Raw genomic sequence first — 25,542 nt, 5'->3', positions numbered from 1 at the left:
AGTGTCGCAAAACGTGGCCGGAACAGGAGCGGGCTTCGCGTCCGCGCGCAAGCCACATGCGCGAAAACCGGGGCCTGGCGTTAACCCGTGCTTAAGGATGACGCGGCTTTTCCTGGCGACAGGAACCGGCGACACTGCGAGAACACATGATGAACGCGAATCGCCCTCTGCGCATCCTCGGCCTCGATCCTGGCCTCCGCCGAACCGGCTGGGGCGTGATCGGCGTGGCCGGCTCGCGCATCACCCATATCGCCCACGGCGTCATCGTTCCCGACGAGAAGGCCGCCTTCTCCGACCGCCTGCTGACCCTGTTCGAAGGCGTCTGCGCGGTGATCGACCAGCACGCCCCCGACGAGGCGGCGGTGGAAGAGACCTTCGTCAACACCAACGCCCAGTCGACGCTGAAGCTGGGCCACGCCCGCGCGGCCTCGATGATCGCGCCGGCCCGCGCCGGGCTGCTTGTGGCCGAATATTCCGCGCCCGTGGTCAAGAAGGCGGTGGTGGGCACCGGCGCGGCCGACAAGGCCCAGGTCGCCTTCATGATCGCCCGCCTGCTGCCGACCGCCGGCTCGCCGACGGCCGACGCCGCCGACGCGCTCGCCGTCGCCATCGCCCACGCCCACGCCCGCACCGCCCGGAGGGTTGCATGATTGGTCGCCTGCGCGGCGCCGTCGCCGAGGTCGGCGAGGAAGAGGCCCTGATCGACGTCATGGGCGTCGGCTACATCGTCCGCTGCGGCCAACGCACCCTTCAGCGCCTGCCGGCCCTGGGCGAGGAGACCCTCGTCCATGTCGAGAGCCAGTGGAGCGAGAACCAGGGCCTGCGGCTCTACGGCTTTCTCACCCGCGACGACCGCCGCGCCTTCGTGCTGCTGCAGGCGATCCAGGGCGTCGGCCCCAAGGCCGCCATGGCCGTGCTCGACGTGCTGTCGCCGGCCGAACTGGCTTCCGCGGTCGCGCGCGAGGACAAGGCCGCCGTCGGCCGCGCCAACGGTGTGGGTCCCAAGCTCGCCCTGCGCATCGTCACAGAGCTTAAGGGCAAGCCGATCACCGACGGGCCGGTGTTGGTAGCGGCCCCCGGGATCGAACCGCCGAGCGGTGGCAAATCCCCCGCCAAGCCCGCCGCCACCGGCGACGCCGTCGCCGCCCTGATGGGCCTGGGCGTCGCCGAGGTGAACGCCCGCCGCGTGGTCGAGGCCGCCGCGGCCAAGCTGGGGGATGAGGCCAGCGTGCAGGCGCTGATCAAGGCCGGCTTGCAGGAGCTGGGAAGGTGAGGGCGTCTCAAAGCCCTTCCCCCTTGATGGGGGAAGGGTTGGGATGGGGGTGGTGCGGCGTTGGCCGTCTTCGCCATCTCCAGTCGAACCGCCCTAGTCACCCCCATCCCCGACCCTTCCCCCATCAAGGGGGAAGGGGGAAGATCCAGCCATGACCCGCATCATCTCCGGCGAAGCCCAGCACGGCGAGCAGATCCCCGGCGCGACCGACCGCGCCCTGCGGCCCCAGACCCTGGCCGAGTTCGTCGGCCAGGAGCAGGCCAAGGCCAATCTGCGGATCTTCATCGAGGCGGCCAAGGGCCGGGGCGAGTCGCTCGACCACGTGCTGCTGTTCGGCCCGCCGGGCCTGGGCAAGACCACCCTGGCCCAGATCGTCGCCCGCGAGCTGGGCGTGAACTTCCGCGCCACCTCCGGCCCGGTGCTCAACAAGCCCGGCGACCTGGCGGCGATCCTGACCAATCTCGAGCCTAACGACGTCCTGTTCATTGACGAGATCCACCGGCTGTCGTCCAACGTCGAGGAGATCCTCTATCCGGCGATGGAGGACCATGTGCTCGACCTGGTGATCGGGGAGGGGCCGTCGGCTCGGTCGATCCGCATCGACCTGGCGCCGTTCACGCTGGTCGCCGCGACGACCCGGGCGGGCATGCTGGCCACGCCGCTTCGGGATCGTTTCGGCATTCCGGTGCGACTGGAGTTCTACACCCCGCGCGAGCTGCGCCACGTGCTGCTGCATGCCGCCCGCAAGATGGGCGCGCCGCTGTCGGAGGACGGCGCCGACGAGATCGCCAAGCGCGCCCGCGGCACCCCCCGCGTCGCCGGCCGCCTGCTGCGCCGGGTGCGCGACTTCGCCACCGCCGACGGCGCCGAGGTCATCGACCGCAAGGCCGCGGGAATGGCCCTGGCGAGGCTTGAGGTCGACGAGAGCGGCCTCGACAGCCTCGACCGCCGCTATCTGCGGGCCATGATCGAGCACTATGGCGGCGGTCCGGTGGGCGTGGAGACCATCGCCTACGCCATCGCCGAGGCCCGCGACGCCGTGGAAGACGTGATCGAGCCCTACCTGATGCAGCAGGGCTTCATCCAGCGCACCCCGCGCGGCCGCATGGCCTGCGGCAAGGCCTATCTGCACCTCGGCCTCACCCCGCCCACCGCCCCGCCGTCGGCGGCGCAGGGCGGGCTGTTCGGGGATGAATAGAGCCTAGTCGGGTTGGCGCATTCCATGGCGAATGCGCAGGATGATCACGGCGTCTTCGGTCGTTCGGTAGCGGATCAGATAGGGATGGATCACCGCCAGTTCGCGCAATCCTCTCGCGATCGGCCGGCCGCGTTCGGGATTGGCGTCGAGGCTGCTTGCCGCCGCTTGCAGGCGCTGGGCGAGCCGCGCGGCCGCCGAGGCGTTGAAGGACGCCACATAGGTGAAGATGCTGTCGAGGTTGTCGACGGCTTCAGCCGTCCAGACGACACGCGGCATCAGTCGCCGGGTTTGGGTTTGGGCGTCGGCGCGCCATCCGCCCAGGACGCCAGCCAGCGGCTGACCGCCTCGTGGCTGATCAGCCGTCCGGCGGCGACGTCGGCCTCGGCCCGCGCGTCGGCGGCGGCCTCCGCCTCGTCGTCGATCTCATCGAACAGGGACGGCTCGATTTTCATTCCGCCAGCCTATCACTACAACGGCCTTGGCCCAACCGCGTCGGACGCGCCATGATCAAGCCGTCGCCTGCGCTATCGGCCGAGGCTTACGGCGGGGCGGACCGCAATAGGGTGATGTTCGGGGATGAGTAAGAGTTCTGGCGCGGTCGCTTGGCGCTTCCGCGCGCCGTTCCCGCCGCAGGCTGTGCGTGAGCGTCTGGCGGCCAGCGTCGGGGGGGCGGAAGAGACCCGGATCGGAATGGTGCTTGGTCAAGTCGGCCTGGACTGGGCCAGGATCTATCATTTCCAGGGCCAGGGATACGCGCCGATCCCGCTGCGGATCGATTGGGTCGCCGACGGTGATGGAACGCTGCTGACCTGCCGGATGCGATCGCCAAGCAAGCGTTTCCCTCGGTTGCTGAGCATCGGCCTGGCGCTCATGGCCGCCCTGTCGGCCTGGTTGGTGTTCGGCCCGATGGCGGCGGCGGCCGGCGGCCTGACCGTCGTCCATGTGATCCTGTTCGTTCTGTGGTGCCTGTTCCTGGGCGGCTGGGGGCTCTATGCGGCGGTCTTCTCCAACTACGCCTATCGCGACGAGCGCCTGCTCCTGATCGCCCACGCCCAGCAGGCGCTGAAGGGCGGGGCGGTGGAAGAGGCGGCGGCGTGATCTTCGACGGGCGCTCTCGCACGATCGGCGAGACCCGCTACAAGAGGGGACGATGAGTCAGAAACCCGAACCCACCGCCGGCGTCTTCGTCGGGACCGAGCACCAGCTGCCGGTCCGCATCTATTACGAGGACACCGATTTCTCGGGGATCGTCTATCACGCCAACTACCTGCGCTACTTCGAGCGCGGGCGCAGCGACTTCTTCCGGATGATCGGGGTGTCGCACACCGAGCTGGCGGCCATCGACACGGCCTTCGCCATCACCCGCATGGAGATCGACTTCAAGCGCGCCGCGCGGGTCGACGACGCCCTGGTGGTGCACACGGTGTGGAACCGGATCAAGGGCGTGCGCCTTCTGGCTCGGCAATGGATCACTCGGGGGGAGGACCTGGTCTGCGCCGCCAATGTCGAGGCCGTCTGCATCACGCTGGACGGCCGCCCCCGCAAGCCCTCGGCCGAGATGACCGCCAAGGTGACCCCCTGGCTCGCGCCGGAAGAAGGCTGACGGCGCCCGCTCGGCAAATGCAGATCGCCGATCGTCGAAAAATGGGCCGTCCGTAGCGACGTCATAGTTTCAACATTGCGCCGCTTCATGCAGTAAGGCGCTGACCAATCACTTCTAGACTGACGCAGGATCCCGCATGGACGCCGCCGCCAGCGCGCAAAGCTTCTCCTTCATCACGCTGTTCATGAACGCCGACTGGGTGGTCAAGCTGGTGATGATCGGGCTGATCCTGGCCTCGCTGGGTTCCTGGGCCGTCATTCTCGACAAGCTGTTCCGCTTTTCCGCCCTCAACCGCGCCGCCGACCGCTTCGAGGAGCAGGTCGGTTCGGGCCGCTCGCTGGAGGACGTCGCTGGCGAGGCCGGATCGAACCCGCGCCACGCCCTGCCGCGCATGCTGCAGGCGGCGCTGAAGGAATGGCGCGAGGCCAAAGCCAAGGGCGTGCAGAGCGAGGGCCAGGTGGCCCTGCTGAGCCAGCGCATCGACCGCGTGCTCGACACCCAGATCGCCCGCGAGAGCGCCAAGGCCGAGGAAGGCCTGGGGAGCCTCGCCATCGTCGCCACCGCCTCGCCGTTCGTCGGCCTGTTCGGCACGGTCTGGGGCATCATGCACGCCTTCCAGAGCATCGCCGCGGCCAAGAACACCTCGCTGACCGTGGTCGCCCCGTCGATCGCCGAAGCCCTGTTCGCCACCGCCATCGGCCTGATCGCCGCCATCCCGGCCTACATCGCCTACAACAAGTTCTCGACCGACGCGGGCAAGTACGCCGGCCGCCTGGAGAACTTCGCCGACGACCTGTCCACCGCCATCCAGCGTCGCCTGAGCGAGCGGGTCTGATCCATGGCGATGTCTTCGAACGACGCCTTCGCCACCTCGGGCGGCGGCCGGGGCCGCCGTCGCCGCCGGCGCGGCAAGGGGGCCCTGTCCGAGATCAACGTCACCCCGCTGGTCGACGTGATGCTGGTGCTGCTGATCATCTTCATGATCAGCGCCCCGCTGCTGACCTCGGGCGTCGAGCTCGAACTGCCCAAGACCGAGGCCGGCGCGCTGAAGAACGAGCAGGAGCCGATCACCGTGTCGGTCCGCCACGACGGCGCGGTGTTCATCGGCGAAGACCAGGCCCCGTTCGCCGACTTCGCCAGCGTGGTCACGGCCAAGGCCGGCGACGCCACCGACAAGCCGATCTATGTCCGCGCCGACGGCAAGGCGCCCTACGAGGTGGTCGCCCAGGTGATGGCCGCCCTGTCGAAGGCCGGCTTCACCAAGATCAACCTGCTCACCGACACCGGCGGACCCGACTCGGGCGCCGCGCCGCGGGACGCGCAGCCCTCCGGCGGCGACGACCTGCGTCCGGCGCAATAGGGAACCCCGACGGCTGATGCGCGAGGAACGCAACAACCTGTCGCCGGCGCTGATCGGCTCCGTCGTCCTCCACGGCCTCGTGGTGGCGGCGGTGATGATCGGCTGGCCGTGGAAGACCTCCAAGCCGATCGTCATCGGCGAGAGCGTGCCCGTGACCATCGTCACCGAGGGGCCCACCAACGTGCGCCCGGCCATCGAGGACCCGGTCGAGCAGTTGGCCGAGACCGTCGAGCCGGTTCCCGACGCCACGCCCGAGCCGCCGGCACCGACGCCCGCGCCGACGCCCCAGCCCGCGCCGCCCAAGCCGCAGCCGGCCCCCACGCCCAAGCCGCAGCCGACGCCGCCCAAGCCGGTCCCCAGCCCCGCGCCCAAGCCGCCCCAGCCGCAGCCCAAGCCGACGCCGCAGAAGCCGACCCCGGCCAAGGCCGAGCCCGACTTCTTCTCGTCGCTGGAAAAGTCGCTGTCGAAGACGACCAAGCCGGCCGGCAAGCCGAACTCGTCGGCCCAGCAGGGCCAGACCAACCGTCCCGAGACCGCCGCCCAGGCCCGTCCGGGCGCCGGCGAGATGACCGCCCTGCAGTCGGCGGCCCTCAACGGCATGAAGGACGAGATCCAGCGGCGCTGGAACCCCAACTGCGAGGTCGTGGGCGGCGGAACTATGCAGATCAGGTTGAACTTCAAGCTGCTACCCAACGGCCGAATCGCCGGTTCCGTGACTGCCAGCGGGGCCGAGAACTCGAGCGACGCCATCGTGCGCACCGAGGCCGAACGGGCGATCCGCGCCGTCTACCAGTCGGCGCCGTTCGAGGGATTGGCCCCGCAATACTACAACGGCACGACACTCAACCTGAACTTCAAGGCGCGCGACGCCTGCGCCGCGCGTTAGACGTCGAACGACGCCGAAGAGACGAGATGGAAGGAAGCCCGACGATGACCCAGCGCAAGCATCGCCTCGCCATGCCGCTCCTGGCCATGAGCCTGGCCCTGGCCGGCTTCGCCGCGACCGCCGCCCTGCCGGGCGTCGCCGCCGCCCAGATCGAGATCGACATCGACAAGGGCGCGGTCAAGCCGATGCCGGTGGCCATCCCGGCCTTCGCCGGCGCGGCGCGCGGGGCCGACATCGCCCAGGTCATCAGCGGCAATCTCGAGCGCTCGGGCCTGTTCCAGCCGCTCAACGTGGGCGGCGTGACCGACAAGCTGGCCGACGTGAACGTCCAGCCGCGCTTCCCCGACTGGCAGACCACCGGCGCCCAGGCCCTGATCAACGGCCAGGTGACGGTCGGCGCCGACGGTTCGCTGCGCGTCGACTTCCGCCTGTGGGACACCTTCAGCCAGCAGCAGCTGCTGGGCCTGCAGTTCACCTCGACGGCCGAGAACTGGCGCCGCGTGGCCCACAAGATCAGCGACGCGGTCTATGAGCGCCTGACCGGCGAGAAGGGCTATTTCGACACCCGCGTCGCCTTTGTCGCCGAGAGCGGCCCCAAGCTCGCCCGGGTCAAGCGCCTGGGCATCATGGACCAGGACGGCGCCAACCCGCAGTACATCACCGACGGCTCGTCGATCGTGATGACCCCGCGCTTCTCGGCCACCAGCCAGGAACTGACCTACATGGCCCTGCGGCCGACGGGGTCGAGCATCTACCTGCTGAACCTGCAGACCAACCGCCAGGAAACGGTCGGCCGCTTCCCCGGCATGGTGTTCGCCCCGCGCTTCTCGCCCGACGGCAAGAAGGTGGCCTTCTCGGTCGAGAAGGGCGGCAACAGCGACATCTACGTGCTCGACCTGCGCACCCGCCAGTCGACCCGCATCACCACCGACCCGGCCATCGACACCTCGCCGTCGTTCTCGCCGGACGGCACGAAGATCGTCTTCAACTCCGACCGCGGCGGCCAGGCCCAGCTCTACGTGATGAACGCCGACGGCTCGGGCGTGCGCCGCATCTCCTACGGCGGCGGTCGCTACACCACCCCGGTGTGGAGCCCGCGCGGCGACTACATCGCCTTCACCAAGCAGACCGGCGGCCAGTTCCATATCGGCGTGATGAAGACCGACGGCGGCGACGAGCGCCTGCTGACCACCAGCTATCTGGACGAGGGCCCGACCTGGGCGCCCAACGGCCGGGTGCTGATGTTCTTCCGCGAGGGCAGCGCCGGCAATCCGCGTCTCTGGACCGTCGACATCACCGGCCGAATCCTGCGTCCGGCCGCCTATCCGGGCGCGGCGTCGGACCCCGCCTGGTCGCCGCTTCTGGACTGATTTCGCCCTCTGGCGCTGGAGAAACGCGAAGGTTTCGCAACTTTCCACAGGCCCGGCGCGTTGGAGCGTGGCTGTTCATCCGCCATTCACCCGATAGGTGAAACGAGGTGGAACGGCATCACACTGACGCCATTGTGAGGTCCAGGGAACGTTTTTGCGGGGCGGAGCAAGAGCAGCGCCGGTAAGAGTTTTGAACCCAGGCCGTACCTAGACTTGAGGAGATACTGGATGAGCTTCGACACCAAGGGCGCCGCCCGACTGGCGCTGATCGGCCTGGCCGTGGCCTCGCTGGCCGCCTGTTCGTCGCGCCCGAAGCCGACGGGTCCGGTCGAGCCGACGCCGCCGGCCCAGCCGCAGGCGCCGCAGCAGCCCTACACGCCGCCGGCCCCGGTTCCGGATCCGACCCCGCAGGGTCCGCTGCCGGGCACCATCCAGGACTTCGTCGTCAACGTCGGCGACCGCGTCTATTTCGACACCGACGAATATTCGGTCCGCGCCGACGCCCAGCCGGTCCTGGCCGGTCAGGCCCAGTGGCTGAACCGCTACCAGTCGGTCCGCGTCCGCATCGAAGGCAACGCCGACGAACGCGGCACCCGCGAATACAACCTGGCCCTGGGCGCCCGTCGCGCCAACGCCATCCGCGAGTTCCTGATCGGCCAGGGCGTCGCCGCCTCGCGCATCGAGACGATCTCGTTCGGCAAGGAGCGTCCGCTGGATCCGGGTACGGACGAAAACGCCTGGGCCAAGAACCGTAACGGCCGCACCGCCATCACCGACGGCGCGCGCTAAGCCTCTCGGCTGACCGATCGAAGGCCCTTCTCCGCACGCCGGGGGAGGGCCTTCTTTCCGTCTGGTCCCAACTATTCCGGCCGCACTTTTGTCCGCAACCAGGGCATAATCGTCGACATGAAGCTGAAATCCGCGCTCCTCGCCTCCGTCTTGCCCGTCGCCCTGGCCATCGCCGCCGCCGCGCCGGCCCTGGCCCAGACGCCGATGCCCGATCCGCTGGACGACCGTTCGGCCAAGCGCATCGAGAAGATGGAGAAGGTCGTTCGCGAACTGCGGGCGATCGTCTTCCAGGGGCGCGACACCGGCAAGCCGGTGGTCGTCCAGACCGCCGAGACCGACGCCCAGATCGCCGCGCTCAACGACCGCATCACCGACCTGGAACAGACGATCCAGCGGATGAACGGCCAGAACGAGACCCTGACCCACGACATCGACGTGGCCCGTCGCGCCTCGGATGGCCAGAAGGCCCGCGCCGACCAGCTGGAACAGCGCCTGGCCGCGCTGGAAGGCAAGATCACCACGCTGGAGACCGCCGCCGCCACGGCCGCCGCGGCCCAGATCCCGCCGCCGCCTCCGCCGCCTCCGGCCGATCCGGCGACCGCCTTCAAGCAGGCCCGCCAGCTGCTGCTGGACGGCGACTACACCGGCGCCGAAAACGCCTTCGGCGGCTTCGTGGCCAGCTATCCCGATGACGCCAAGGCCCCCGAAGCCCGCTACTGGCTGGGCGAAACCCAGTTCGTGCGCGAAGCCTATGGCGACGCGGCCGGCTCCTATCTGGGCGCCGTGCGCGGCTGGCCGCAGACCAGCTGGGCGCCCAACGCCGTGCTGAAGCTGTCGCGCTCGCTGATCGCGCTGAAGAAGCCGGCCGACGCCTGCCGCACGCTGGACGAACTGACCAAGCGCTATCCGAAGGCCCCGGCCGACGTGGTCAGCAAGGCCAAGAGCACCCGCGTCCAGGCCAAGTGCGCGGCCTGACCGGCCAGCGCGACCTTTCCAGCGTCTTCGCCGCCGTCCTGGAGCGGCGTCTGCGGCCGGGGGCGACCACGCCCCTGGCCGTCGGCTTTTCAGGCGGCAGCGACAGCCTGGCCCTGCTGCGGCTGACGCTCGACTGGGCCGCCTTGCATGGTCGGCCGGTGCTGGCCCTGACCGTCGATCACGGTCTCAATGCCGCCAGTCAGGCCTGGACCGCCGACGCCCTGGCCAAGGCCAAAGCCCTGGGAGCGGACGCCCGCGCCCTGCACTGGATCGGCGACAAGCCCTCGACGGGCCTGCCCGCCGCCGCCCGCGCCGCCCGCCACGCCCTTCTCGCGAAAGCCGCCCGCGAGGCCGGGGCCAGGGCCCTGCTGCTGGGCCACACCGCCGACGACCGGGCCGAGGCCGCGCGCATGCGGGCCGAGGGCTCGACCACGCCCGATCCGCGCCCCTGGGCGCCGTCGCCGGTCTGGCCGGAGGGGCGGGGCGTCTTCCTGCTGCGGCCGCTGCTCGACCTCCGCCGCCAGGCCCTGCGCGCCTTCCTGGCCGAGCGCGGCGAGACCTGGCTGGAGGATCCCGCCAACGCCGATCCCCGCTTCGCCCGCTCCCGCGCCCGCGCCGCCCTGGCCGGCGAGGCGGGCGCGCCGCCGGCCCCGGCCGAAGACCTTCCCGAACCGATTCAGGTCGAGGGCGAACACGCCCTGCGCCTGCCGCGCGGGGCGTCGGCCGCCCAGGTCGCCGCCGCCTGCCTCTGCGCCGCCGGTTCCACGACGCCGCCGCGTGGCGATCGCCTGGCGCGGCTGGTCGAGCGGCTGGCGCGGGGCGAGACCTTCACGGCCACCCTGGCCGGCGCCCGCATCGTCGCCGACGAGGCCGGCGTTCTCTTCGTCCGCGAGGCCGGCGAGGCCAGGCGAGGGGGGCTGGAGAGCCTTTCTCTGGCCGCCGGCGAGACCGCCGTCTGGGACGGCCGCTACCTCGTCACGGCGCGCGAGCCGGTGACGATCCGCGCGCTGGGCGGTCTTTCGGCCCGTCTGCCGGTCTCCGAACGCCTAGTTCTGAAGAATTTTCCGGCCGCCGTCCGAGCGGTGCTGCCGGCGGCGCTCGACGCCTCGGGACAGGCCTCTAGCCCGATCCTTGCAAGGAATCCCGCGTTCGGTGCGAGCGTGCTGATCCGGGAAAGGTTCGAAGCCGCGTGCGGCTTCATCGATCAAGAACCCGCGACCTGATATCGCGCGCGTGGCGAAACGCCGTCAGTCGTCCTATCTTGGGTCGACGAGCGATAGCTTTGGGAAGACGACGCGTATGAATCTGAGGAACGTGGGCATCTGGCTGGCCATCGTGTTCGTCCTGATCATGGCTTGGACCGTGATGCGACAGGGCAACCCGGTGCATCGCGAAGGCGGCGCCAGCTATTCGCAGCTGCTGAAGAACATCGATAACGGCCAGGTCAAGAAGGCCGAGATCAATGGCCAGCAGGTCAAGGTCACGGCCGCCGACGGCAAGACGGTCTATGTCGTCAACGCGCCGTCGAACAACGAGGACCTGATCAAGCGGCTGGAGGCGCGCAACGCCGACATCCAGATCCAGGACCCGAACAAGTTCAACGTGCTCGGCCTGTTCCTGAACATGCTGCCGATCCTGCTGCTGATCGGCGTGTGGATCTTCTTCATGCGCCAGATGCAGGGCGGCACCAAGGGCGCCATGGGCTTCGGCAAGTCCAAGGCCCGCCTGCTGACCGAGAACAAGAACCGCGTGCTGTTCGACGACGTCGCCGGCGTGGACGAGGCCAAGGAAGAGCTGCAGGAGGTCGTCGACTTCCTGAAGGATCCGGCCAAGTTCCAGCGTCTGGGCGGCAAGATCCCGAAGGGCGCCCTGCTGGTCGGCCCTCCGGGTACGGGTAAAACCCTGATCGCCCGCGCCGTGGCGGGTGAAGCCGGCGTGCCGTTCTTCACCATTTCCGGTTCGGACTTCGTCGAGATGTTCGTCGGCGTCGGCGCCAGCCGCGTGCGCGACATGTTCGAGCAGGCCAAGAAGAACGCGCCCTGCATCATCTTCATCGACGAAATCGACGCTGTCGGTCGCCACCGCGGCGCCGGCCTGGGCGGCGGCAACGACGAGCGCGAGCAGACCCTCAACCAGCTGCTGGTCGAGATGGACGGCTTCGAGGCCAACGAAGGCATCATCCTGATCGCCGCCACCAACCGTCCCGACGTTCTGGACCCGGCCCTGCTGCGTCCGGGCCGCTTCGACCGCCAGGTCGTGGTCCCGAACCCGGACGTCGCCGGTCGCGAGAAGATCCTGCGCGTGCACATGAAGAACGTGCCGCTGGCCGCCGACGTCGACGTCAAGACCCTGGCTCGCGGCACCCCCGGCTTCTCGGGCGCGGACCTGGCCAACCTGGTCAACGAAGGCGCCCTGACCGCCGCGCGCAAGAACCGCCGCATGGTCACCATGCACGACTTCGAGCACGCCAAGGACAAGGTCATGATGGGCGCCGAGCGCCGCTCGATGGCCATGAGCGAGGACGAGAAGAAGCTGACGGCCTATCACGAGGGCGGCCACGCCCTGGTGGCCCTGAACGTCCCGGTCGCCGACCCGGTCCACAAGGCCACCATCGTGCCGCGCGGCCGCGCCCTGGGCATGGTCATGCAGCTGCCGGAAGGCGACCGCTACTCGATGAGCTACGACATGATGACCTCGCGTCTGGCCATCATGATGGCCGGCCGCGTGGCGGAAGAGCTGATCTTCGGCAAGGAGAAGATCACCTCGGGCGCGTCGAGCGACATCAGCGCGGCCACCAACCTGGCCCGCAACATGGTCACCCGCTGGGGCTTCTCCGACGACCTGGGCACCGTGGCCTACGGCGACAACCAGGAAGAGGTGTTCCTGGGTCACTCGGTGGCGCGCACCCAGAACGTCTCGCCCGACACCATGGTCAAGATCGACGCCGAGGTCCGTCGCCTGGTGAAGGGCGGCGAGGACGACGCCCGCCGGATCCTGACCGAGAAGCTGGAAGACCTGCATTCGGTCGCCAAGGCCCTGCTGGAGTTCGAGACCCTGAGCGGCGACGAGATCATCGGCGTCACCAAGGGCGTCGCGCCCGTCCGTGAAGAGGCCGAGGAGAAGAAGCCGACGGGTCCCGTCGCCTCGGTGCCGGTCTCGCCCACGGGCGTCACCGCCTAAGGCGCGAACGAACTTTTTGAGACCGCGAAAGCCGGATCCGCTCGTCGGGTCCGGCTTTTGTTTTGCTCCACCGGTCGTCCACGGCTTCCTTGCGGCCCCGTTCTGGTCTTCCCGGGCGAGGGGGTGGTACAGCTTCCCTTCGGAGTTGAAACGCAAGGGAACGCGCATGAAGACGTCGATGCTGGGCCTGATGGCCGGAGCCCTGGTCGCGACCGCCCCTCTCCTCATCCCTGGAGCGGCTTTCGCGGCGCCCGGCGACATCCATGTCGACGGCATGACCGGCCCCGAGGTCGCCAAGTGGCTGCAGGACGCCGGCTACAAGGCCGAGCTGACCAAGGACGACACCGGCGACCCGATGATCAAGAGCGCCGCCGGCGGCGTGAACTTCACAGTCTATTTCTACGACTGCACCGCCAAGCCGCGCTGCAAGGCCCTGCAGTTCGCCGCCAGCTTCGACCTGAAGCAGCCGATGTCGGCGGCCAAGATCAACGAGTGGAACCGCCAGAACCGCTATCTGAAGGCCTATATCGACGACGAAGGCGACCCCTACGTCCAGTACGACGTCAACATCAACGCCGGCCGCACCACGGCCGTGCTCGACGACGACTTCGGCGTCTGGACCTCGATGATCGACGACTTCACCACCTTTATCGGTTGGTGACGACGACGACCCACGGGTCTAAACCCACGCCCATGATCCATGCCGTCCCGCGCGTCATGGGCGTGGTCAACGTCACGCCCGACAGCTTCTCGGACGGCGGCCGGTTCTTCGATCCCGCCGCCGCCCTGTCCCACGCCCGCCGGCTGATCGACGACGGCGCGACCATCCTCGACATCGGCGGCGAGAGCACCCGTCCGGGCGCGGACCCGGTGTCGGAGGCCGAGGAGATCGCCCGGGTCGTGCCGCTGATCCGCGCCATCCGCGCCGAGAGCGACGCGGCCATCTCGATCGACACCATGAAGCCCGGCGTGGCCCGCGCGGCCGTCGCCGCCGGGGCCGACATCTGGAACGACGTCGCGGCCCTGCGCTTCGCCCCCGACGCCCCCGAGGTCGCCGCCGAGCTGGGCTGCGAGGTGATCCTCATGCACATGCGCGGCGAGCCGGGCACGATGCAGGACGAGCCGCGCTATGACGACGTCGTCGCCGAGGTCGAGGCCTTCCTGCTGGCCCGCGCCCTGACCGCCATGGCCGCCGGCGTCGAGCGCGAGAAGATCTGGCTCGATCCCGGGATCGGCTTTGGCAAGACGCCGGCCCACAATCTGGCTTTGCTGGCCGCCCTGCCGCGCCTGGTGGCCCTGGGCTATCCGGTGCTGCTGGGCGCCAGCCGCAAGCGCTTCATCGCCGCCATCGACCCCTGCGCCCAGGACGCCCGCGACCGCCTGGGCGGCTCGCTCGCCGTCCACCTGCACGGCGCCGACTGCGGGGTCGAGGCCGTCCGCGTCCACGACGTCCGCGAGATGAGCCAGGCCCTGGCGGTGTGGAAGGCGATCGTCGCGGCGGGCTGACCCCCTCCGGCCCTCCGGGCCACCTCCCCCAGAGGGGGAGGATCTACGGCCCAGATGCTCCCCCTCTGGGGGAGCTGTCGCGAAGCGACTGAGGGGGTCCTACGCTCGCGCCAACTCCGGCCGTTCCGGCAAGGTCTCGGGCGTCCGCACGTTCCACGCCAGCCCCAGCCGCTCCAGCAGGCGGATCAGAGCGAAGCCCCAGTCGGCCTGGCCGGGATAGAGGCCGATGCGGGCCGAGCCGGGCCAGGCGTGGTGGTTGTTGTGCCAGGCCTCGCCCATGGTCGGGATCGCCGCCCAGGGCACGTCGTGGGCCTGCACGCCCGAGGTCTCGACCAGCCAGCTCTGCGGCCCGGTGCGATGGGCCAGGCGCCCGACGTACCAGTGGCCGGTCACCGACACGCAGACCCGCGCCGCCACGCCCCACAGCAGCCACGGCCAGCCGCCCAGGGCGAACAGGACAAGCGCGACGGGAACCTGCTGCAGCATCCAGGTGCGCTCCAGGAAGCGGTAGAACCTGTCGCCGGCGATGCGGGGCGGGATCTCCTGGCGCGGCGGCGTGTCCAGCACCAGCAGGCCGTGCAGGTTCCAGGCGTAGTCGGTCCAGAAGCCGGCGCGGTTGGAGAGGTAGGGGTGGCAGACCGCCTGCCGCTGGCCCCAGTCGCGCAGGTCGTGGGCGGCGATCATGCTCAGCGGCCCGCTCATGCCCACCAGGGTTCCCAGCCACATCATCAGGTAGTCGAGCCAGCGCGGGCTCTCGAAGCTGCCGTGGATCAGCCGCCGGTGAAAGCCGACCGAATGGCCGACCAGCAGGGTGGCGCCGGTGGTCAGCACGAAGACGGCCAGGGCGCTCCAACTGAAGAAGAACGGCGCGGCCAGGGTCCCGGCCAGCATCGCGCCCTGCCACAGCGAGGTCGCCGGCGCCCAGACCACGCGACCGGCGGCCGCGTCGCCGCCCGCGTCCGGCGCGATGGAATGGACGGCGTAGGGGTCGTCGTGATGGTCGCTCATCGCGGGGCGTCCTTGCCATAAGCCACGCGCGCCATGATCCAGCCGACGACCGCGCCTATGGCGGCCAGCCAGGTCGCGGCGAACCAGGGCCAGCGTCCGTCCTGCGGCACAAAGGACGTCGACAGGCCGGCCACGACGGCGAAGACCAGGACCGCGCCGAGGATCGCTCCGGCCTGGGGCGAGCGGATCTTGAGAACGTGGAGCAGAGCCCAGAAGGGCGCGCCGACGACCAGTAACCCGCCTAGCCAGACGATCAGGGCGAACGGCGCCGCCATCAGCCCCACGTTCAGGGCCGCACCGAGGCCGGCGAGCTCGCGGGAAAGCAGGGCGGGGATCAAGCCGATCGCGATCAGGGTCGCGCCGGTGAGCGCCGCGCCGGTCAGGCCGCCGATGAACAGGGCGCTGATGAAACGGGCGGGGGCGGGTTCGGAAGGCCGCACGAGGAAGTTCCTTTTTGAATAAGCTATTCCTTAAATACCTTATTGCTAATTTGCAAGCGATTAGCGAAGCGCTTAAATACCCTCCTATGCAGCGTGTTTTCGAAGCCCTGTCGTCGACGGTCCGGCGCAAGATCCTGGCCTATCTGGCCCATGCCGACCTGACGGCGGGCGAGATCGCCTCGCGCTTTTCGATCTCCAAGCCGGCGGTGTCGCAGCACCTGTCGATCCTGGAGGCCGCGGGCCTGGTCAGCAGCGAGAAGCGCGGCCAGTTCGTGCACTACAGCCTGGTGCGCGACAGCCTGGTCAACACGCTGAACGACTTCGTCCAGGAGGTCTGTCCGGTCGCCAAGCCGCTGCGGGCCGAGAGCGCCCGGCTGAAGGCCGACCGCGACGGCGAGTGATCGGCAACGAAGGTCGGCCAGCCGACGTTATAGGGGCGTGGAACCTTCGCTTTCGGGGAGCTTGCCGATGATCCGCCCGCTGTTCGTCGCCGGCCTGGCCGTGCTGGCCCTGGCCGCCTGCGAGAGGAAGACGCAGGCGCCCAAGCCCGCGCCGACGCCCGATGGTCTGGCCCAGAGCCCCGCGCCGGCGACCCCGGCCGCCCCGGCGGTCAAGGAGATCGTCTACGCCTGCGCCGACGGCCAGGCGCTGAAGGCCCGCTATCCCGACGACAAGACCGCCGTCGTCGACTACGGCGGCAAGACCCGCACCCTCACCGTCGCCATGTCGGCCAGCGGCGCCCGCTATGTGGGCGACGGCCTGCAATGGTGGACCAAGGGCATGACCGACGGCCTGGTCTCCGAACTCAAGCCCGGCGAAGACGTCGCCAGCGGCAAGCCGGTCGAGTGCCTTGCGCCGTCCGAGGCGGGGTAGGTCAGGGAAAACCCTCTCTCTTTGAGAGAGGGAGGGGCCCACGCCAAAGGCGTGGGAGGGTGAGAGGTAACAAACTCACTGAATGAAGCGCGGTCGTTCGACCTCGCGGTTTGCACATGTGGCTATTGGACGGCGGCGGGGGGAGGCTTGTCGGAACGCGTTGGGATTCGCCGGCCAGCGGTGAAACCTCTCACCCTCCCACCGCTTCGCGGCGGGCCCCTCCCTCTCTCTAGGAGAGAGGGACTTCAAAGCAGCGTCCCTTGCTTGGGCTCCGCCTCAACCACCTCCACCGCATGCCCCCTCCGGCGAAGCTCCGTCTCGGCGCTGAAGCGCAGATCGCGGTCGCGGTCCTTGGCCAGGACCAGCAGGGCCTCGCCGTCGAGCTGGTCCCAGGCCTTGCCGCGATGGAGGCCGGTCGGCACGCGGGGCAGTAGGCCGGGCTCGGCGCTCCAGGCCAGCAACTGCTCCAGCGAGGCGGCGTTGAGCATGTCGCGCAGGTGATGGGCGGTGACATAGGCGTCGGGTAGGGCGCGGTGCGCGGGCAGGCCCAGCTGGTTGACCAGGCCCTGCGGCATGCGCTGGTAGCGCAGCATCTGGTTGGAGAAGCTCTGAAGGTGCGGCCACAGGCGCAGGGCGCATTTCCAGGTGCAGATCCACGGCGCGGCCCCGGCCAGCTTGGGCGTGCAGTAGCGCTGCTCGAACGAGGCCCGGTGCGCCGCCAGGGCCGCCACGCCGCCGTCGGGCCGCAGCACCTCGGGCGCGGCGTCCTTCCAGAACGGCGCGCCGGCGACCTCGGCGTCGAGGATGTGGTGCACGGCCATGGTCTCGGGCGAGATCGGACGGCCGGGATTGATCAATTGAGAGCCGCGAGCCGCGTCATCGACGCGCCACTGGCCGTCGGCGTCCTGCGCCACGTCCTGCCAGCCGATCTCGCAGACGTCGTGGGGGCCGTTCCCGGCGGTCTCCAGGTCGATGACGCGGACGCGCTGCATGAAGCCAATATGGCCCCCGGTCGCCGCCGCGCCAAACGGCGCGGTCCCAAATCTGTCAGCTGACGCGCAGGAAGGCCCGGCCGGCGGCGAAGTCGCCCACTTCCACATAGGCCCGGCGCACGGTCTCGCCGCCGTCGCGACCCTGGATCACGAACTCGACCGTGATCGCCTCGCGCGGGTCGAGCCGGGCGATGACGTCGCCGGCCTCGCGCGGGAAGCGGAAGCTCATGCCGGTCTTGGCGCCGGTCGGCAGCAGGGTGGGGGCGGGCACGGGATCGCGGGTCTCGGCCCCGAACACCCGGCTGGCGACGCGCGGGGCGGCGTTGTCGGCCAGGCCGCCGCCGTTGCGGGCCTTCAGGTACGGTCCCTGGGTGCGGGTCGGATCGCGCATCACCAGCCGCGCGGCGTAGGGGCGCGCCCCGTCGGCGAAGGTCGCCACGGCCAGCAGTTCGATGTTACGGCCGGCCAGGCCGAACACCAGCCGGTCGCCGCCGAAGCTCGCCGGCTGCGACAGCCGCCAGAACGGAATGGTCGCCGAGCTGGCCCGATCGGCCACCCATGTGGCGCGGTCGCCCGGATAGTTCATCCGCTGCAGCAGGGCGTAGCCCTCGAAGGCCTTGCGCACCCGGCCGGCGGCCGTGCCCAGGTCCTTGGAATTGCAGGGCACGGAGGCGGCCTTGGCGTGGGCGCGCTGCTGCACGCCGTCCAGTTGCTCGCTGCTGGCGCCGGCGCGCAGGGCCGCGCCCCGGGCCTGGGCCTTGCCGGCGTCCAGCGCGCCCGACAGCGACGGGCTGAACAGGCCGCAGCGGGCGCCGGCGGCGCTCATCAGGCTGCGTTCGTAGAAAAGGTCGGAGGGCGTGGCGGCCGCCGTCTGGGCGGCGCACAGGGACGCGAGGGCGAACACGGTCGCCATCGAGCGCCGCTTGCGCGCGCCGGCAGTCTTCTTGGTGGCCATTTTCTCGTATTCTGCGAGAGAGGATGTTCGGGCGGACCTTAACCGCCCCTGGTTGCGGTTCGGTTAGCGATGCTTCTTTCGACGGATCTATGGGTGGGCGCGCTGATCCGCCGCGCCGAGCTGGGCGGCGCCTTCGCCATGGTGGCCCGCAAGGGCGACGTCCGGGCCGGCGCCGTGCTGGTCAAGGTCGTCGACCGCCGGGCCGGAACCGTGCGGCTCTACAGCGAGGCCACCCGCGGCGACGGCGAGCGGGTGTGGATGCAGCCGGTGCGCTCGGACTTCGAACCCGACCTCGACGCCTATGCCGAACGCGCCGCGCGCATCGATCCCGACGTCTGGGTGGTCGAGATCGAGGACCGCGAGGGCCGTCACTTCCTGACCGAGCCGGTCGAGGCCTGAGTCGATAGTCAGGAGCTCGAGGCCCCTAAATCCGTCTCTCCCCGCGAAGGCGGGGATCCAAGCTGACGTTCAGCGAAGGACGCGGCGGTGGATCACCCGCAGACTCGGCTGGATCCCCGCCTTCGCGGGGATGCTCGGTGAAAATGCGCCAGGTGTTCTGAATGTCGGTCCGGCCGGAGCGGTCAGTCGCCGGCGAACGAAGTTCTCTGCAACGATCCACAGCATTAACCTTGCCGCTAAACCAGACCGAAAGTCCGGCGCGGCAGGATGTCGCAGGTCTCTAAGCAGCCCCCGCAAGCCGCCCATGCTCTTTTTGATGAACGACGTCGTGCTCAGCCTGGACGCCGCCGAACTGTCGCCGCCGATGACGCGCGACCGTTTCGCGGCCCTGTCGCTGAACTTCGTCGCCGAGCTGGGCAAGGAGCTCTACGCCCAGGAGCCGCTGCTGCATCACAAGCAGGTGGAGAAGGCCAAGCGCCTGGCCGCCCTGGTGATCGCCAAGGCGCCGGAGATCAACGCGGCCCTGTTCATCGCCCCGGCCCGGGGCTGCCTGATCGAGCAGGTGCAGGTGCGCTACGCCCAGATCGGCATCGAGGTGATGGGCGCGCTTCACCAGCGTCAGAAGGCCGGCCAACTGACCAATCTCGAAGCCGACCGCCAGGTCTGGCGTCGGCTGGCCGCCTGACGGGCGGGTCGGGCTGCTAGATCAGCAGGCCGGCCAGCAGGTTCAGGGCGAGGGCGAGAACCACCAGTCCCGCCAGGACCGTGCCAAGGCAGAGCGTGCTTTGCCCCAGGGAGCGGTGACGGATGTGGCGGCGAGGGTCTTCGGCCAGGGCCATGTCGGTTCCTCCGTCGCCCCGACGGCTCTCGGGGGCCGAACGTCGGCGACGCGAGCAGCATGACTCCAATCCCATAACGTGCACAGGGTTTTTTGCGTCGCCGGCCGTTCGCGCGCTGGAGACGACTTGTCAGGCGCCGGCCTTCTCCGCCATATCCACGTGGGGTTGCGGTTGGGGGACTACAGTGGCTTTCCGTGAGTTCTTGCTCGCCGGCGTGGCGGGCGCGCTGGCTATTGGCCTTTGCGCGGCGCCGGCCGTGGCGCAGGATCAGGCCGCGGCGGCGGCCGCCGCCAAACCGGCGCCGAGCGCCGATGCGCCCGGCCGCTGGCTGCGGGCCGAGAGCGAGCATTTCATCGTCTATTCCGATCGCGGCGAGCCGACGCTGCGCAGCTACGTCACCATGCTGGAGGACTTCGACGGGGTCCTGCGCGTGCTGCAGAACCGCACGACCGCCGAGACCCCGCGCAAGCTGCCGGTCTATCTGGTGAGCAACATCAACCAGCTGCGGCGCGCCTATCCCGACGCCGACGAGCGGTTGGGCGGCGTCTATTTCAACGCGCTGAACGACATCTTCGCCATCGCCATCCGGGCCGATCGTGGAGCCGCCTCGAACGGCAGCGACGACGTGGTGCTGCACGAGTACGTGCACCACTTCATGATGCAGTACTTCCCCAACGGCTATCCCGGCTGGATGATCGAGGGGCTGGCCGAGTACTACATGACCGCCGACCTCCAGCCCAAGAAGGTGCTGGTCGGCAGCGCCAACGCCGGCCGGGGCTATTCGCTCTACAACGAGCGCTGGCTGCCGATGGAGGACATGCTGAGCAAGGAGCCCGGCGAGCTGCGCTCCGACGATATGGCGACCTTCTACGCCCAGGCCTGGCTGCTGACCCACTACGTCTGGACCGACAAGCAGCGGTGGACCAAGCTCCAGGACTACCTGGCCGCCATCCGGGCGGGCGGGGACCCCGTCGCCAGCTGGACCAAGGCCTTTGGCGAGGACCCCAAGACCCTGGAACGTAATCTGCGGACCTATATGCGCCGGCCGCTGATGGGGGTGGCGATCACCCGCACCCCGCCGCCGCCGCCGCAGATCACCTTCAGCCGCATGCCGGCGGGCGCCGACGACCTGATCCTCGAGGCCCAACTGCTCAAGCGCGGGGTCAGCGACGAGCAGGGCGCGGTGCTGCTGAAGAAGGTGCGCGAGCTGGCCGCCAAGCGTCCTGGCGAGTTCTACAGCCGCCTGGTCCTGGCCCGCGCCGAATGCGACCTAGGCGACCGCGCGGCCGGCGAGAAGATCCTCAAGACCCTGCTGGACGAGCGGCCGACCGACCTGGAGGCCCTGCAGGTCGTGGCCTACAGCCGCCTGGCCGCCGCCCGCAACGCCGACTACGACGACGCCAAGGCGATCTACGCCGAGGCGGCCAAGTATCTGGGCCGGGCCCACAAGATCGACGGCGACAACTATCTGACGCTCTACGGCTACGCCGAGGCGCGGTCGTTCGACCGCGATCCGTCGCAGAACACGCTGAACGTCGTCTTCCGCGCCGCCGAGATCGCTCCGCAGAGCCCGACGATCCGGATGAACGCCGCCAGCCTGTTCACGCGCGCGGGCCAGTATGGCGTGGCGCGCGACATGCTGACCCCGATCGCGGCCAACCCGCACGGCGGCGGCGCGGCGAAGATGGCGGCCAACATGCTCAAGGAGCTGGAGGGCAAGGCCGACAGGCCGCCTCCGCCGCCGCCGCCCGCCCAGGCCGCGGCCCCGACGCCCGCGCCGGCCTCGGCCAAGCCGCCGGCCAGGACCTCCGGCGGCGGCGCGTCGAAGGGGCCGGCCAAGAGCGGGGCCAAGCCCGCCGGCTGAGACCGGCGGCTTCCGGTTCCCGACCCGGAAAAGGTGACAAGGACGCGCGGGGGCGGTAGTTCCGCCGGATGAGCACCTCTCCCGCCGCTGAAGCCGCCCGTCGGCGCACCTTCGCCATCATCAGCCACCCCGACGCCGGCAAGACGACGCTGACGGAAAACCTGCTGCTGGCCGGCGGGGCGATCCGCGCGGCCGGCGCGGTGCGGGCGCGCGGCCAGGCGCGGCGCACCCAGTCGGACTGGATGAAGATCGAGCGCGAGCGCGGGATCTCGGTCTCGGCGTCGGTGATGACGTTCGATCACGACGGCCTGATGTTCAACCTGCTGGACACCCCGGGCCACGAGGACTTCTCGGAAGACACCTACCGCACCCTCACCGCCGCCGACGCCGCGGTCATGGTGCTGGACGCCGCCAAGGGCATCGAGCCCCAGACGCTGAAGCTGTTCGAGGTGTGCCGCCTGCGCGACATCCCGATCATCACCTTTATCAACAAGATGGACCGCGAGGCCCAGGACCCGTTCGAGCTGCTCGACGAAGTCTCGTCCAAGCTGGCCCTCGATCCCGCGCCGCTCTACTGGCCGGCCGGTTCGGGCGGTCGCTTCAAGGGCATGCTCGACCTGCGCAGCCAGCAGTTCCTGCCCTACGCCAAGAAGAGCTCGACCGACGAGGAGGGCCACCCCGACGCCGTCGCCTTCAACGGCAACGCCATCGTCCAGTACCTCGAGCCCGACGAGCGCGCCGAGCTGGAGGACAACGCCATGCTGGTCACCGAGGCCGGCAAGCCGTTCGACGTGCAGTCGTTCCTGGAAGGCCACATGACGCCGGTGTTCTTCGGCTCGGCCCTGCGCCACTTCGGCGTCGACCAGCTGCTGGCCGGCATCGGCGCCTACGCCCCCGCGCCCAAGCCGGCCAAGGCCAGCAAGGCCGGGGCCGAGACCCATGTCGCCCCCGGCGATGGCGAGGTCTCGGGCTTCGTCTTCAAGGTCCAGGCCAACATGGACCCCAATCACCGCGACCGGATCGCCTTCCTGCGCCTGACCAGCGGCCGCTTCACCCGCGGCATGAAGCTGAAGGCCCAGAACACCGGCAAGGCCATGAGCGTCAACGCGCCGATCATGTTCTTCGCGTCCGACCGCGAACTGGCCGAAGACGCCTTCGCCGGCGACGTCATCGGCATCCCCAACCACGGCGTCCTGCGCGTCGGCGACAGCCTGTCGGAGACCGGCGCCCTGCGCTTCGCCGGCCTGCCCAACTTCGCCCCGGAAATCCTGCGCCGCGTGCGCGTCAAGGATCCGCTGAAGGCCAAGCACCTGAAGAAGGCGCTGGAAGGCCTGGCCGAGGAAGGCGTCACCCAGCTGTTCCGGCCGATGATCGGGTCCGACTTCATCGTCGGCGCCGTCGGCCAGCTGCAGTTCGAGGTCATGGCCGACCGCCTGGCCAACGAGTACCAGCTGGACGTGATCTTCGAGAACAGCCCCTACGCCGAGGCCCGCTGGCTGGTCGGCGAGCGCGCCGACGTCGAGGACTTCGAGAACAAGCACAAGTCGGCCATGGGCCGCGACATCGACGACCAGCCGGTGTTCCTCGGCAAGAGCGGCTGGGAGATCAACTACGTCGCCGAGCGTTACCCGAAGGTCAGGTTCGAGCGGACGAAGGAACGGGGTTAGTCTCGGCGCTAGCCGTGCTCAGGGCAGCGACCGTTCACCTTCACGCGTCCGCAGACGATGCAGGTGGTCGCGCCCTGCGGGCCGCCAAGGCGCTGCACGAAGAACTGCCGCAGGCGCGCAAGGCCGGTGAGCCGCGGCGCCACGATCTTCGGGGCGTCGACGGGATTTGCCTGCGGTTCCGGCACGGACGCTTGATCCGAAACCGCGTTGCGGGGCGGGGCGTCTTGCGAGGCGAGGGACGGCTTCTGGTCTTGCTGGTCGCTCATGGCGTTGCGTTCCCTGGTTAGTCGTCTACGCGGTAGAAGCCGATCAATGAGGTTTTCGCCGTCGGATAGGCGGCCTCGCTGACCCCGTCGCTCTGGTTGCCGCCCAGCACCATGAACTTGCCGGTCCGAGCGCCGGCGGCGTTGGTCTGCCAGCGCGTGAAGAAACCGACGTGGCCGTCTGCCTCGTTGCGTTTGAAGACGGCGAGGTCGCCAGGGCGCGGATCCGACGTCCGGGCCTGGTTGCGATAGCCGACGTAGTCGCGCGCACGGGCCGTTCTTTCGGTGGGCCGACCGGCGGCGTAGAGGCAGAAGCTGACGAAGGCCGCGCACCAAGGCGTTTCGTCGCCCTTCGCCGGCAGAGTTTGGGTCATCGAAAACAGGCCGGTGATCAGCGGATTTCCCCGCTTGGACCATTCTCGATTGTAGGGCTCGCCCTGGATATTGCGCTCCTTGATGTTCTGGAAGTAGCGGGCGACGTCCAGGTGATGGTCGTATTTTCCCGCGCCCAGCAGCAGGCGGACCGCGACGGCGATCTCGTCATGCAGGGGTGAACCCGTGCCGATCGCGGCATTGCGATGATCGTGCTCCGGATCGAACTGCGGTCCGATGAAATCGGCGAAGATCGAGTCCGCCGGCGGCGTGGACTGCGGCTGCGCGGCGACCGTGGACGCCACGGCGCCGGTCGCGAGGGCTGGAGCGGCGAAGAGGCCGCGGCGGGACAAGGTCATGAACCACTCCTTTGGGGAGACCAGCAGGCGGTGACTTGCACCGGACCCTCATGGCGAACGATCGGCCTGCGGCCGGGGGTTATGCGACAGGAGATTGCGACCCGACCCTCGTCAGTCGTGCAGTCGCCGGGCGCGGCGCCTTCGATCGCGATACGCGGCGCCAGGGCGCCGCGTCGCCGAATGGCGCTGGCCGAAACGATCTCGGGGCCGTCCACCAGACGCACGTCCGGATCTTCCGCGCTCAGCGGGTTGTCGCCGCATACCAGGCCCTCGGCGTCGACGGCCGAAGGGCGCAGTTCGGCGTCCAGCCAGCGGGCGACCTCGGGCCAGGAAAGGTCGGTATAAAGCGTGTAGCGGGCGCCGGCCCGCAGGCAGGCTTCGGGGTCGCTGCCGGAGCCGGCGACCAAGAAGGCCACGGCGGCGACACCGACGACCTGGCCGTTGCGGAAGGCCAGCAGCGGCGCGCCGGAGTCGCCGCCGCAGGCCGTTGTTGAGTGGCCGCGAGGATCAAGTACGGGGAGCGGGCTGTAGGCCGCGCAGACCGCTTCCGGCGGCGCATGTAGGCCGCAATCGGTCTTGCCCGCACGGATGGTCTGCATAGCGGCCTGGCCGATCCCAGGGAGGTATTCCTGATTGCCGCCCGTAGGCTGGTTTTCGAGATCGAGGCTGGTGGGGGGCGTTTCGGCGAGCAGGCCATAGCCGACCTGCACCATGCGCGGGTCGATCCCTGCGCGGGGCAACGGGCGCGCCGAAGGTGTCCGGTCCAGGGTGATGATCGCCAGGTCGAAAACCGAACGGCGACGCAAACCCACGCTGTCGTCGTCGGCCTGGTAGCGGGGATGGACGACGGCGGGGGCCGAAGCCTCGAAGAAGCCCGAACTCGGCAGATAGACGCTGATCCGAAGCTCGGACAGCGTTTTCGAGCAGGCGGCGGCGTCCGGTCCGTAGTCGGCGGTATAGGGCCTGCCGCAGACGCAGTGGGCGGCTGTGAGCACCTGACGCGGGGCGACCAGCGCGCCGCTGCACATCTCGATGTCACCGTTCGGATAGTTGATGGCGATCGAACCCGCGGCGGGGGCCAGGCTGGTGGTCCGGTAAAGGGACAGCGCCTCGCCGGCGAACTCTCTCGCCACCATGCGAGGCTGAGCCAGCCAGTCCGCCTGTACGGTGTCGACCGCGAGCCGATCGGACCCGGCCGCCGATGTCGCCGCGGCGAGGGCGAACACCCCCAACGCAAATCGAGCCAGATGGCTGAGCCTGCGGCGCTTGGCGTTACTCTCCAATGGGAACGCGCGCATCGGGCTGTCCGTCTGGTGAAGCTACAGCTTCACCATTAACCATGACGGACGTGCGGAAAAGAATGTTTCTCCC

At 69.5% G+C, this 25,542-nt stretch carries 31 protein-coding genes; 21 read left to right on the top strand and 10 right to left on the bottom strand.

Features of this window, described 5'->3' with window-relative positions; translation table 11 throughout:
- Nucleotides 1-134 precede the first annotated feature (134 nt).
- From ruvC to ruvB, 3 genes are all read left to right on the top strand, one after another.
- Nucleotides 135-650 (top strand): crossover junction endodeoxyribonuclease RuvC, encoded by a 516-nt coding sequence (gene ruvC, locus AC07NS_RS23375; protein WP_199228340.1) that lies wholly within the window; start codon nucleotides 135-137, stop codon nucleotides 648-650.
- Nucleotides 647-1,273 (top strand): Holliday junction branch migration protein RuvA, encoded by a 627-nt coding sequence (ruvA, locus tag AC07NS_RS23370; protein ID WP_494607171.1) that lies wholly within the window; start codon nucleotides 647-649, stop codon nucleotides 1,271-1,273. The genes ruvC and ruvA overlap by 4 nt, the downstream gene beginning before the upstream one ends.
- 151 nt (nucleotides 1,274-1,424) lie before the next feature.
- Entirely contained in the window at nucleotides 1,425-2,471 is a 1,047-nt protein-coding gene (gene ruvB, locus AC07NS_RS23365) for a Holliday junction branch migration DNA helicase RuvB (protein ID WP_494607169.1), read from the top strand.
- A gap of 3 nt (nucleotides 2,472-2,474) precedes the next feature.
- Here ruvB and AC07NS_RS23360 read toward each other — a convergent pair whose 3' ends face one another.
- Together AC07NS_RS23360 and AC07NS_RS23355 are read right to left on the bottom strand one after the other, a co-directional pair.
- Nucleotides 2,475-2,747 carry a type II toxin-antitoxin system RelE/ParE family toxin gene (locus AC07NS_RS23360; RefSeq protein WP_494607168.1) on the bottom strand — a complete coding sequence of 91 codons (273 nt, stop codon included), beginning with the start codon at nucleotides 2,745-2,747 and terminating at the stop codon, nucleotides 2,475-2,477.
- Complete coding sequence (locus tag AC07NS_RS23355; protein WP_494607167.1) at nucleotides 2,747-2,923, bottom strand: CopG family transcriptional regulator; 177 nt, start codon at nucleotides 2,921-2,923, stop codon at nucleotides 2,747-2,749. Before AC07NS_RS23355 ends, AC07NS_RS23360 begins: the two co-directional genes overlap by 1 nt.
- A gap of 124 nt (nucleotides 2,924-3,047) precedes the next feature.
- On the opposite strand from AC07NS_RS23355, the gene AC07NS_RS23350 reads away from it, so the two are divergent.
- The 12 genes from AC07NS_RS23350 to folP all read left to right on the top strand — a co-directional run bounded on the left by AC07NS_RS23350 (nucleotide 3,048) and on the right by folP (nucleotide 14,140).
- Nucleotides 3,048-3,569: a hypothetical protein gene (locus tag AC07NS_RS23350; protein WP_494607165.1), complete on the top strand. Its 522-nt coding sequence runs from the start codon at nucleotides 3,048-3,050 to the stop codon at nucleotides 3,567-3,569.
- 52 nt (nucleotides 3,570-3,621) lie between these two features.
- Entirely contained in the window at nucleotides 3,622-4,074 is a 453-nt protein-coding gene (locus AC07NS_RS23345) for a YbgC/FadM family acyl-CoA thioesterase (RefSeq protein WP_494607163.1), read from the top strand.
- 136 nt (nucleotides 4,075-4,210) lie between these two features.
- Nucleotides 4,211-4,909, top strand: a complete 699-nt coding sequence (gene tolQ, locus AC07NS_RS23340; protein WP_487289065.1) for a protein TolQ — start codon at nucleotides 4,211-4,213, stop codon at nucleotides 4,907-4,909.
- Between the two features lie 3 nt (nucleotides 4,910-4,912).
- Complete coding sequence (locus AC07NS_RS23335) at nucleotides 4,913-5,434, top strand: ExbD/TolR family protein (RefSeq protein WP_494607161.1); 522 nt, start codon at nucleotides 4,913-4,915, stop codon at nucleotides 5,432-5,434.
- A 16-nt stretch (nucleotides 5,435-5,450) separates the two neighbouring features.
- A complete protein-coding gene (gene tolA / locus AC07NS_RS23330) occupies nucleotides 5,451-6,320 on the top strand; it encodes a cell envelope integrity protein TolA (protein ID WP_494607159.1) in 870 nt (289 codons plus the stop codon).
- A 71-nt stretch (nucleotides 6,321-6,391) separates the two neighbouring features.
- A complete protein-coding gene (tolB, locus tag AC07NS_RS23325; RefSeq protein WP_494607415.1) occupies nucleotides 6,392-7,690 on the top strand; it encodes a Tol-Pal system beta propeller repeat protein TolB in 1,299 nt (432 codons plus the stop codon).
- Nucleotides 7,691-7,903: 213 nt separating this feature from the next.
- The gene (gene pal, locus AC07NS_RS23320) at nucleotides 7,904-8,479 is read left to right on the top strand and encodes a peptidoglycan-associated lipoprotein Pal (RefSeq protein WP_494607157.1); all 576 of its coding nucleotides are present in this window, start codon (nucleotides 7,904-7,906) and stop codon (nucleotides 8,477-8,479) included.
- 117 nt (nucleotides 8,480-8,596) lie between these two features.
- Complete coding sequence (gene ybgF / locus AC07NS_RS23315; RefSeq protein WP_487289071.1) at nucleotides 8,597-9,454, top strand: tol-pal system protein YbgF; 858 nt, start codon at nucleotides 8,597-8,599, stop codon at nucleotides 9,452-9,454.
- Entirely contained in the window at nucleotides 9,451-10,677 is a 1,227-nt protein-coding gene (gene tilS / locus AC07NS_RS23310) for a tRNA lysidine(34) synthetase TilS (RefSeq protein WP_494607413.1), read from the top strand. The genes ybgF and tilS overlap by 4 nt, the downstream gene beginning before the upstream one ends.
- Nucleotides 10,678-10,753: 76 nt before the next feature.
- On the top strand, nucleotides 10,754-12,634 hold the full coding sequence (gene ftsH, locus AC07NS_RS23305) for an ATP-dependent zinc metalloprotease FtsH (RefSeq protein ID WP_494607155.1): 1,881 nt from the start codon (nucleotides 10,754-10,756) through the stop codon (nucleotides 12,632-12,634).
- 166 nt (nucleotides 12,635-12,800) lie between these two features.
- Nucleotides 12,801-13,295, top strand: a complete 495-nt coding sequence (locus AC07NS_RS23300; protein WP_494607153.1) for a YbjN domain-containing protein — start codon at nucleotides 12,801-12,803, stop codon at nucleotides 13,293-13,295.
- Nucleotides 13,296-13,327: 32 nt separating this feature from the next.
- The gene (gene folP, locus AC07NS_RS23295) at nucleotides 13,328-14,140 is read left to right on the top strand and encodes a dihydropteroate synthase (protein WP_494607151.1); all 813 of its coding nucleotides are present in this window, start codon (nucleotides 13,328-13,330) and stop codon (nucleotides 14,138-14,140) included.
- A 99-nt stretch (nucleotides 14,141-14,239) separates the two neighbouring features.
- Here the strand turns inward: folP and AC07NS_RS23290 are convergent, their stop codons facing one another.
- Nucleotides 14,240-15,148, bottom strand: coding sequence for an acyl-CoA desaturase (locus AC07NS_RS23290; protein ID WP_494607150.1), 909 nt, complete (start codon nucleotides 15,146-15,148; stop codon nucleotides 14,240-14,242).
- Nucleotides 15,145-15,588 (bottom strand): hypothetical protein, encoded by a 444-nt coding sequence (locus tag AC07NS_RS23285; protein WP_494607148.1) that lies wholly within the window; start codon nucleotides 15,586-15,588, stop codon nucleotides 15,145-15,147. The genes AC07NS_RS23290 and AC07NS_RS23285 overlap by 4 nt, the downstream gene beginning before the upstream one ends.
- Nucleotides 15,589-15,674: 86 nt before the next feature.
- Between AC07NS_RS23285 and AC07NS_RS23280 the strand changes: the two genes are divergently transcribed.
- Both AC07NS_RS23280 and AC07NS_RS23275 read left to right on the top strand, forming a co-directional pair.
- The gene (locus AC07NS_RS23280; RefSeq protein WP_487289080.1) at nucleotides 15,675-15,989 is read left to right on the top strand and encodes a metalloregulator ArsR/SmtB family transcription factor; all 315 of its coding nucleotides are present in this window, start codon (nucleotides 15,675-15,677) and stop codon (nucleotides 15,987-15,989) included.
- 67 nt (nucleotides 15,990-16,056) lie between these two features.
- Nucleotides 16,057-16,461 carry an MliC family protein gene (locus tag AC07NS_RS23275; protein WP_494607146.1) on the top strand — a complete coding sequence of 135 codons (405 nt, stop codon included), beginning with the start codon at nucleotides 16,057-16,059 and terminating at the stop codon, nucleotides 16,459-16,461.
- A gap of 245 nt (nucleotides 16,462-16,706) precedes the next feature.
- Here the strand turns inward: AC07NS_RS23275 and AC07NS_RS23270 are convergent, their stop codons facing one another.
- A complete protein-coding gene (locus AC07NS_RS23270; RefSeq protein WP_494607144.1) occupies nucleotides 16,707-17,453 on the bottom strand; it encodes a DNA polymerase III subunit epsilon in 747 nt (248 codons plus the stop codon).
- Nucleotides 17,454-17,508: 55 nt separating this feature from the next.
- Nucleotides 17,509-18,408, bottom strand: coding sequence for a hypothetical protein (locus AC07NS_RS23265; protein WP_494607142.1), 900 nt, complete (start codon nucleotides 18,406-18,408; stop codon nucleotides 17,509-17,511).
- 69 nt (nucleotides 18,409-18,477) lie between these two features.
- Between AC07NS_RS23265 and AC07NS_RS23260 the strand changes: the two genes are divergently transcribed.
- Together AC07NS_RS23260 and AC07NS_RS23255 are read left to right on the top strand one after the other, a co-directional pair.
- Nucleotides 18,478-18,807, top strand: coding sequence for a DUF1491 family protein (locus AC07NS_RS23260; RefSeq protein WP_494607140.1), 330 nt, complete (start codon nucleotides 18,478-18,480; stop codon nucleotides 18,805-18,807).
- Nucleotides 18,808-19,111: 304 nt separating this feature from the next.
- The gene (locus AC07NS_RS23255) at nucleotides 19,112-19,492 is read left to right on the top strand and encodes a hypothetical protein (RefSeq protein ID WP_487289090.1); all 381 of its coding nucleotides are present in this window, start codon (nucleotides 19,112-19,114) and stop codon (nucleotides 19,490-19,492) included.
- A 16-nt stretch (nucleotides 19,493-19,508) separates the two neighbouring features.
- Here AC07NS_RS23255 and AC07NS_RS23250 read toward each other — a convergent pair whose 3' ends face one another.
- The gene (locus tag AC07NS_RS23250; protein ID WP_158285896.1) at nucleotides 19,509-19,646 is read right to left on the bottom strand and encodes a hypothetical protein; all 138 of its coding nucleotides are present in this window, start codon (nucleotides 19,644-19,646) and stop codon (nucleotides 19,509-19,511) included.
- A 184-nt stretch (nucleotides 19,647-19,830) separates the two neighbouring features.
- Between AC07NS_RS23250 and AC07NS_RS23245 the strand changes: the two genes are divergently transcribed.
- Nucleotides 19,831-21,510 carry a DUF1570 domain-containing protein gene (locus AC07NS_RS23245; RefSeq protein WP_494607138.1) on the top strand — a complete coding sequence of 560 codons (1,680 nt, stop codon included), beginning with the start codon at nucleotides 19,831-19,833 and terminating at the stop codon, nucleotides 21,508-21,510.
- Nucleotides 21,511-21,578: 68 nt separating this feature from the next.
- On the top strand, nucleotides 21,579-23,177 hold the full coding sequence (locus AC07NS_RS23240; protein WP_494607136.1) for a peptide chain release factor 3: 1,599 nt from the start codon (nucleotides 21,579-21,581) through the stop codon (nucleotides 23,175-23,177).
- Between the two features lie 8 nt (nucleotides 23,178-23,185).
- Here the strand turns inward: AC07NS_RS23240 and AC07NS_RS23235 are convergent, their stop codons facing one another.
- From AC07NS_RS23235 to AC07NS_RS23225, 3 genes are read right to left on the bottom strand one after another with little or no spacing between them, the layout of a single operon-like run.
- The gene (locus tag AC07NS_RS23235; protein ID WP_494607134.1) at nucleotides 23,186-23,443 is read right to left on the bottom strand and encodes a hypothetical protein; all 258 of its coding nucleotides are present in this window, start codon (nucleotides 23,441-23,443) and stop codon (nucleotides 23,186-23,188) included.
- Between the two features lie 17 nt (nucleotides 23,444-23,460).
- A complete protein-coding gene (locus AC07NS_RS23230) occupies nucleotides 23,461-24,171 on the bottom strand; it encodes a TIGR02594 family protein (RefSeq protein WP_494607132.1) in 711 nt (236 codons plus the stop codon).
- Nucleotides 24,168-25,469, bottom strand: a complete 1,302-nt coding sequence (locus AC07NS_RS23225) for a trypsin-like serine protease (protein ID WP_494607130.1) — start codon at nucleotides 25,467-25,469, stop codon at nucleotides 24,168-24,170. Before AC07NS_RS23225 ends, AC07NS_RS23230 begins: the two co-directional genes overlap by 4 nt.
- Nucleotides 25,470-25,542: the final 73 nt, after the last annotated feature.

The organism is Caulobacter sp. GW821-FHT10A10 (assembly GCF_059415745.1).
This window is presented reverse-complemented; position numbering and strand designations above follow the sequence as displayed.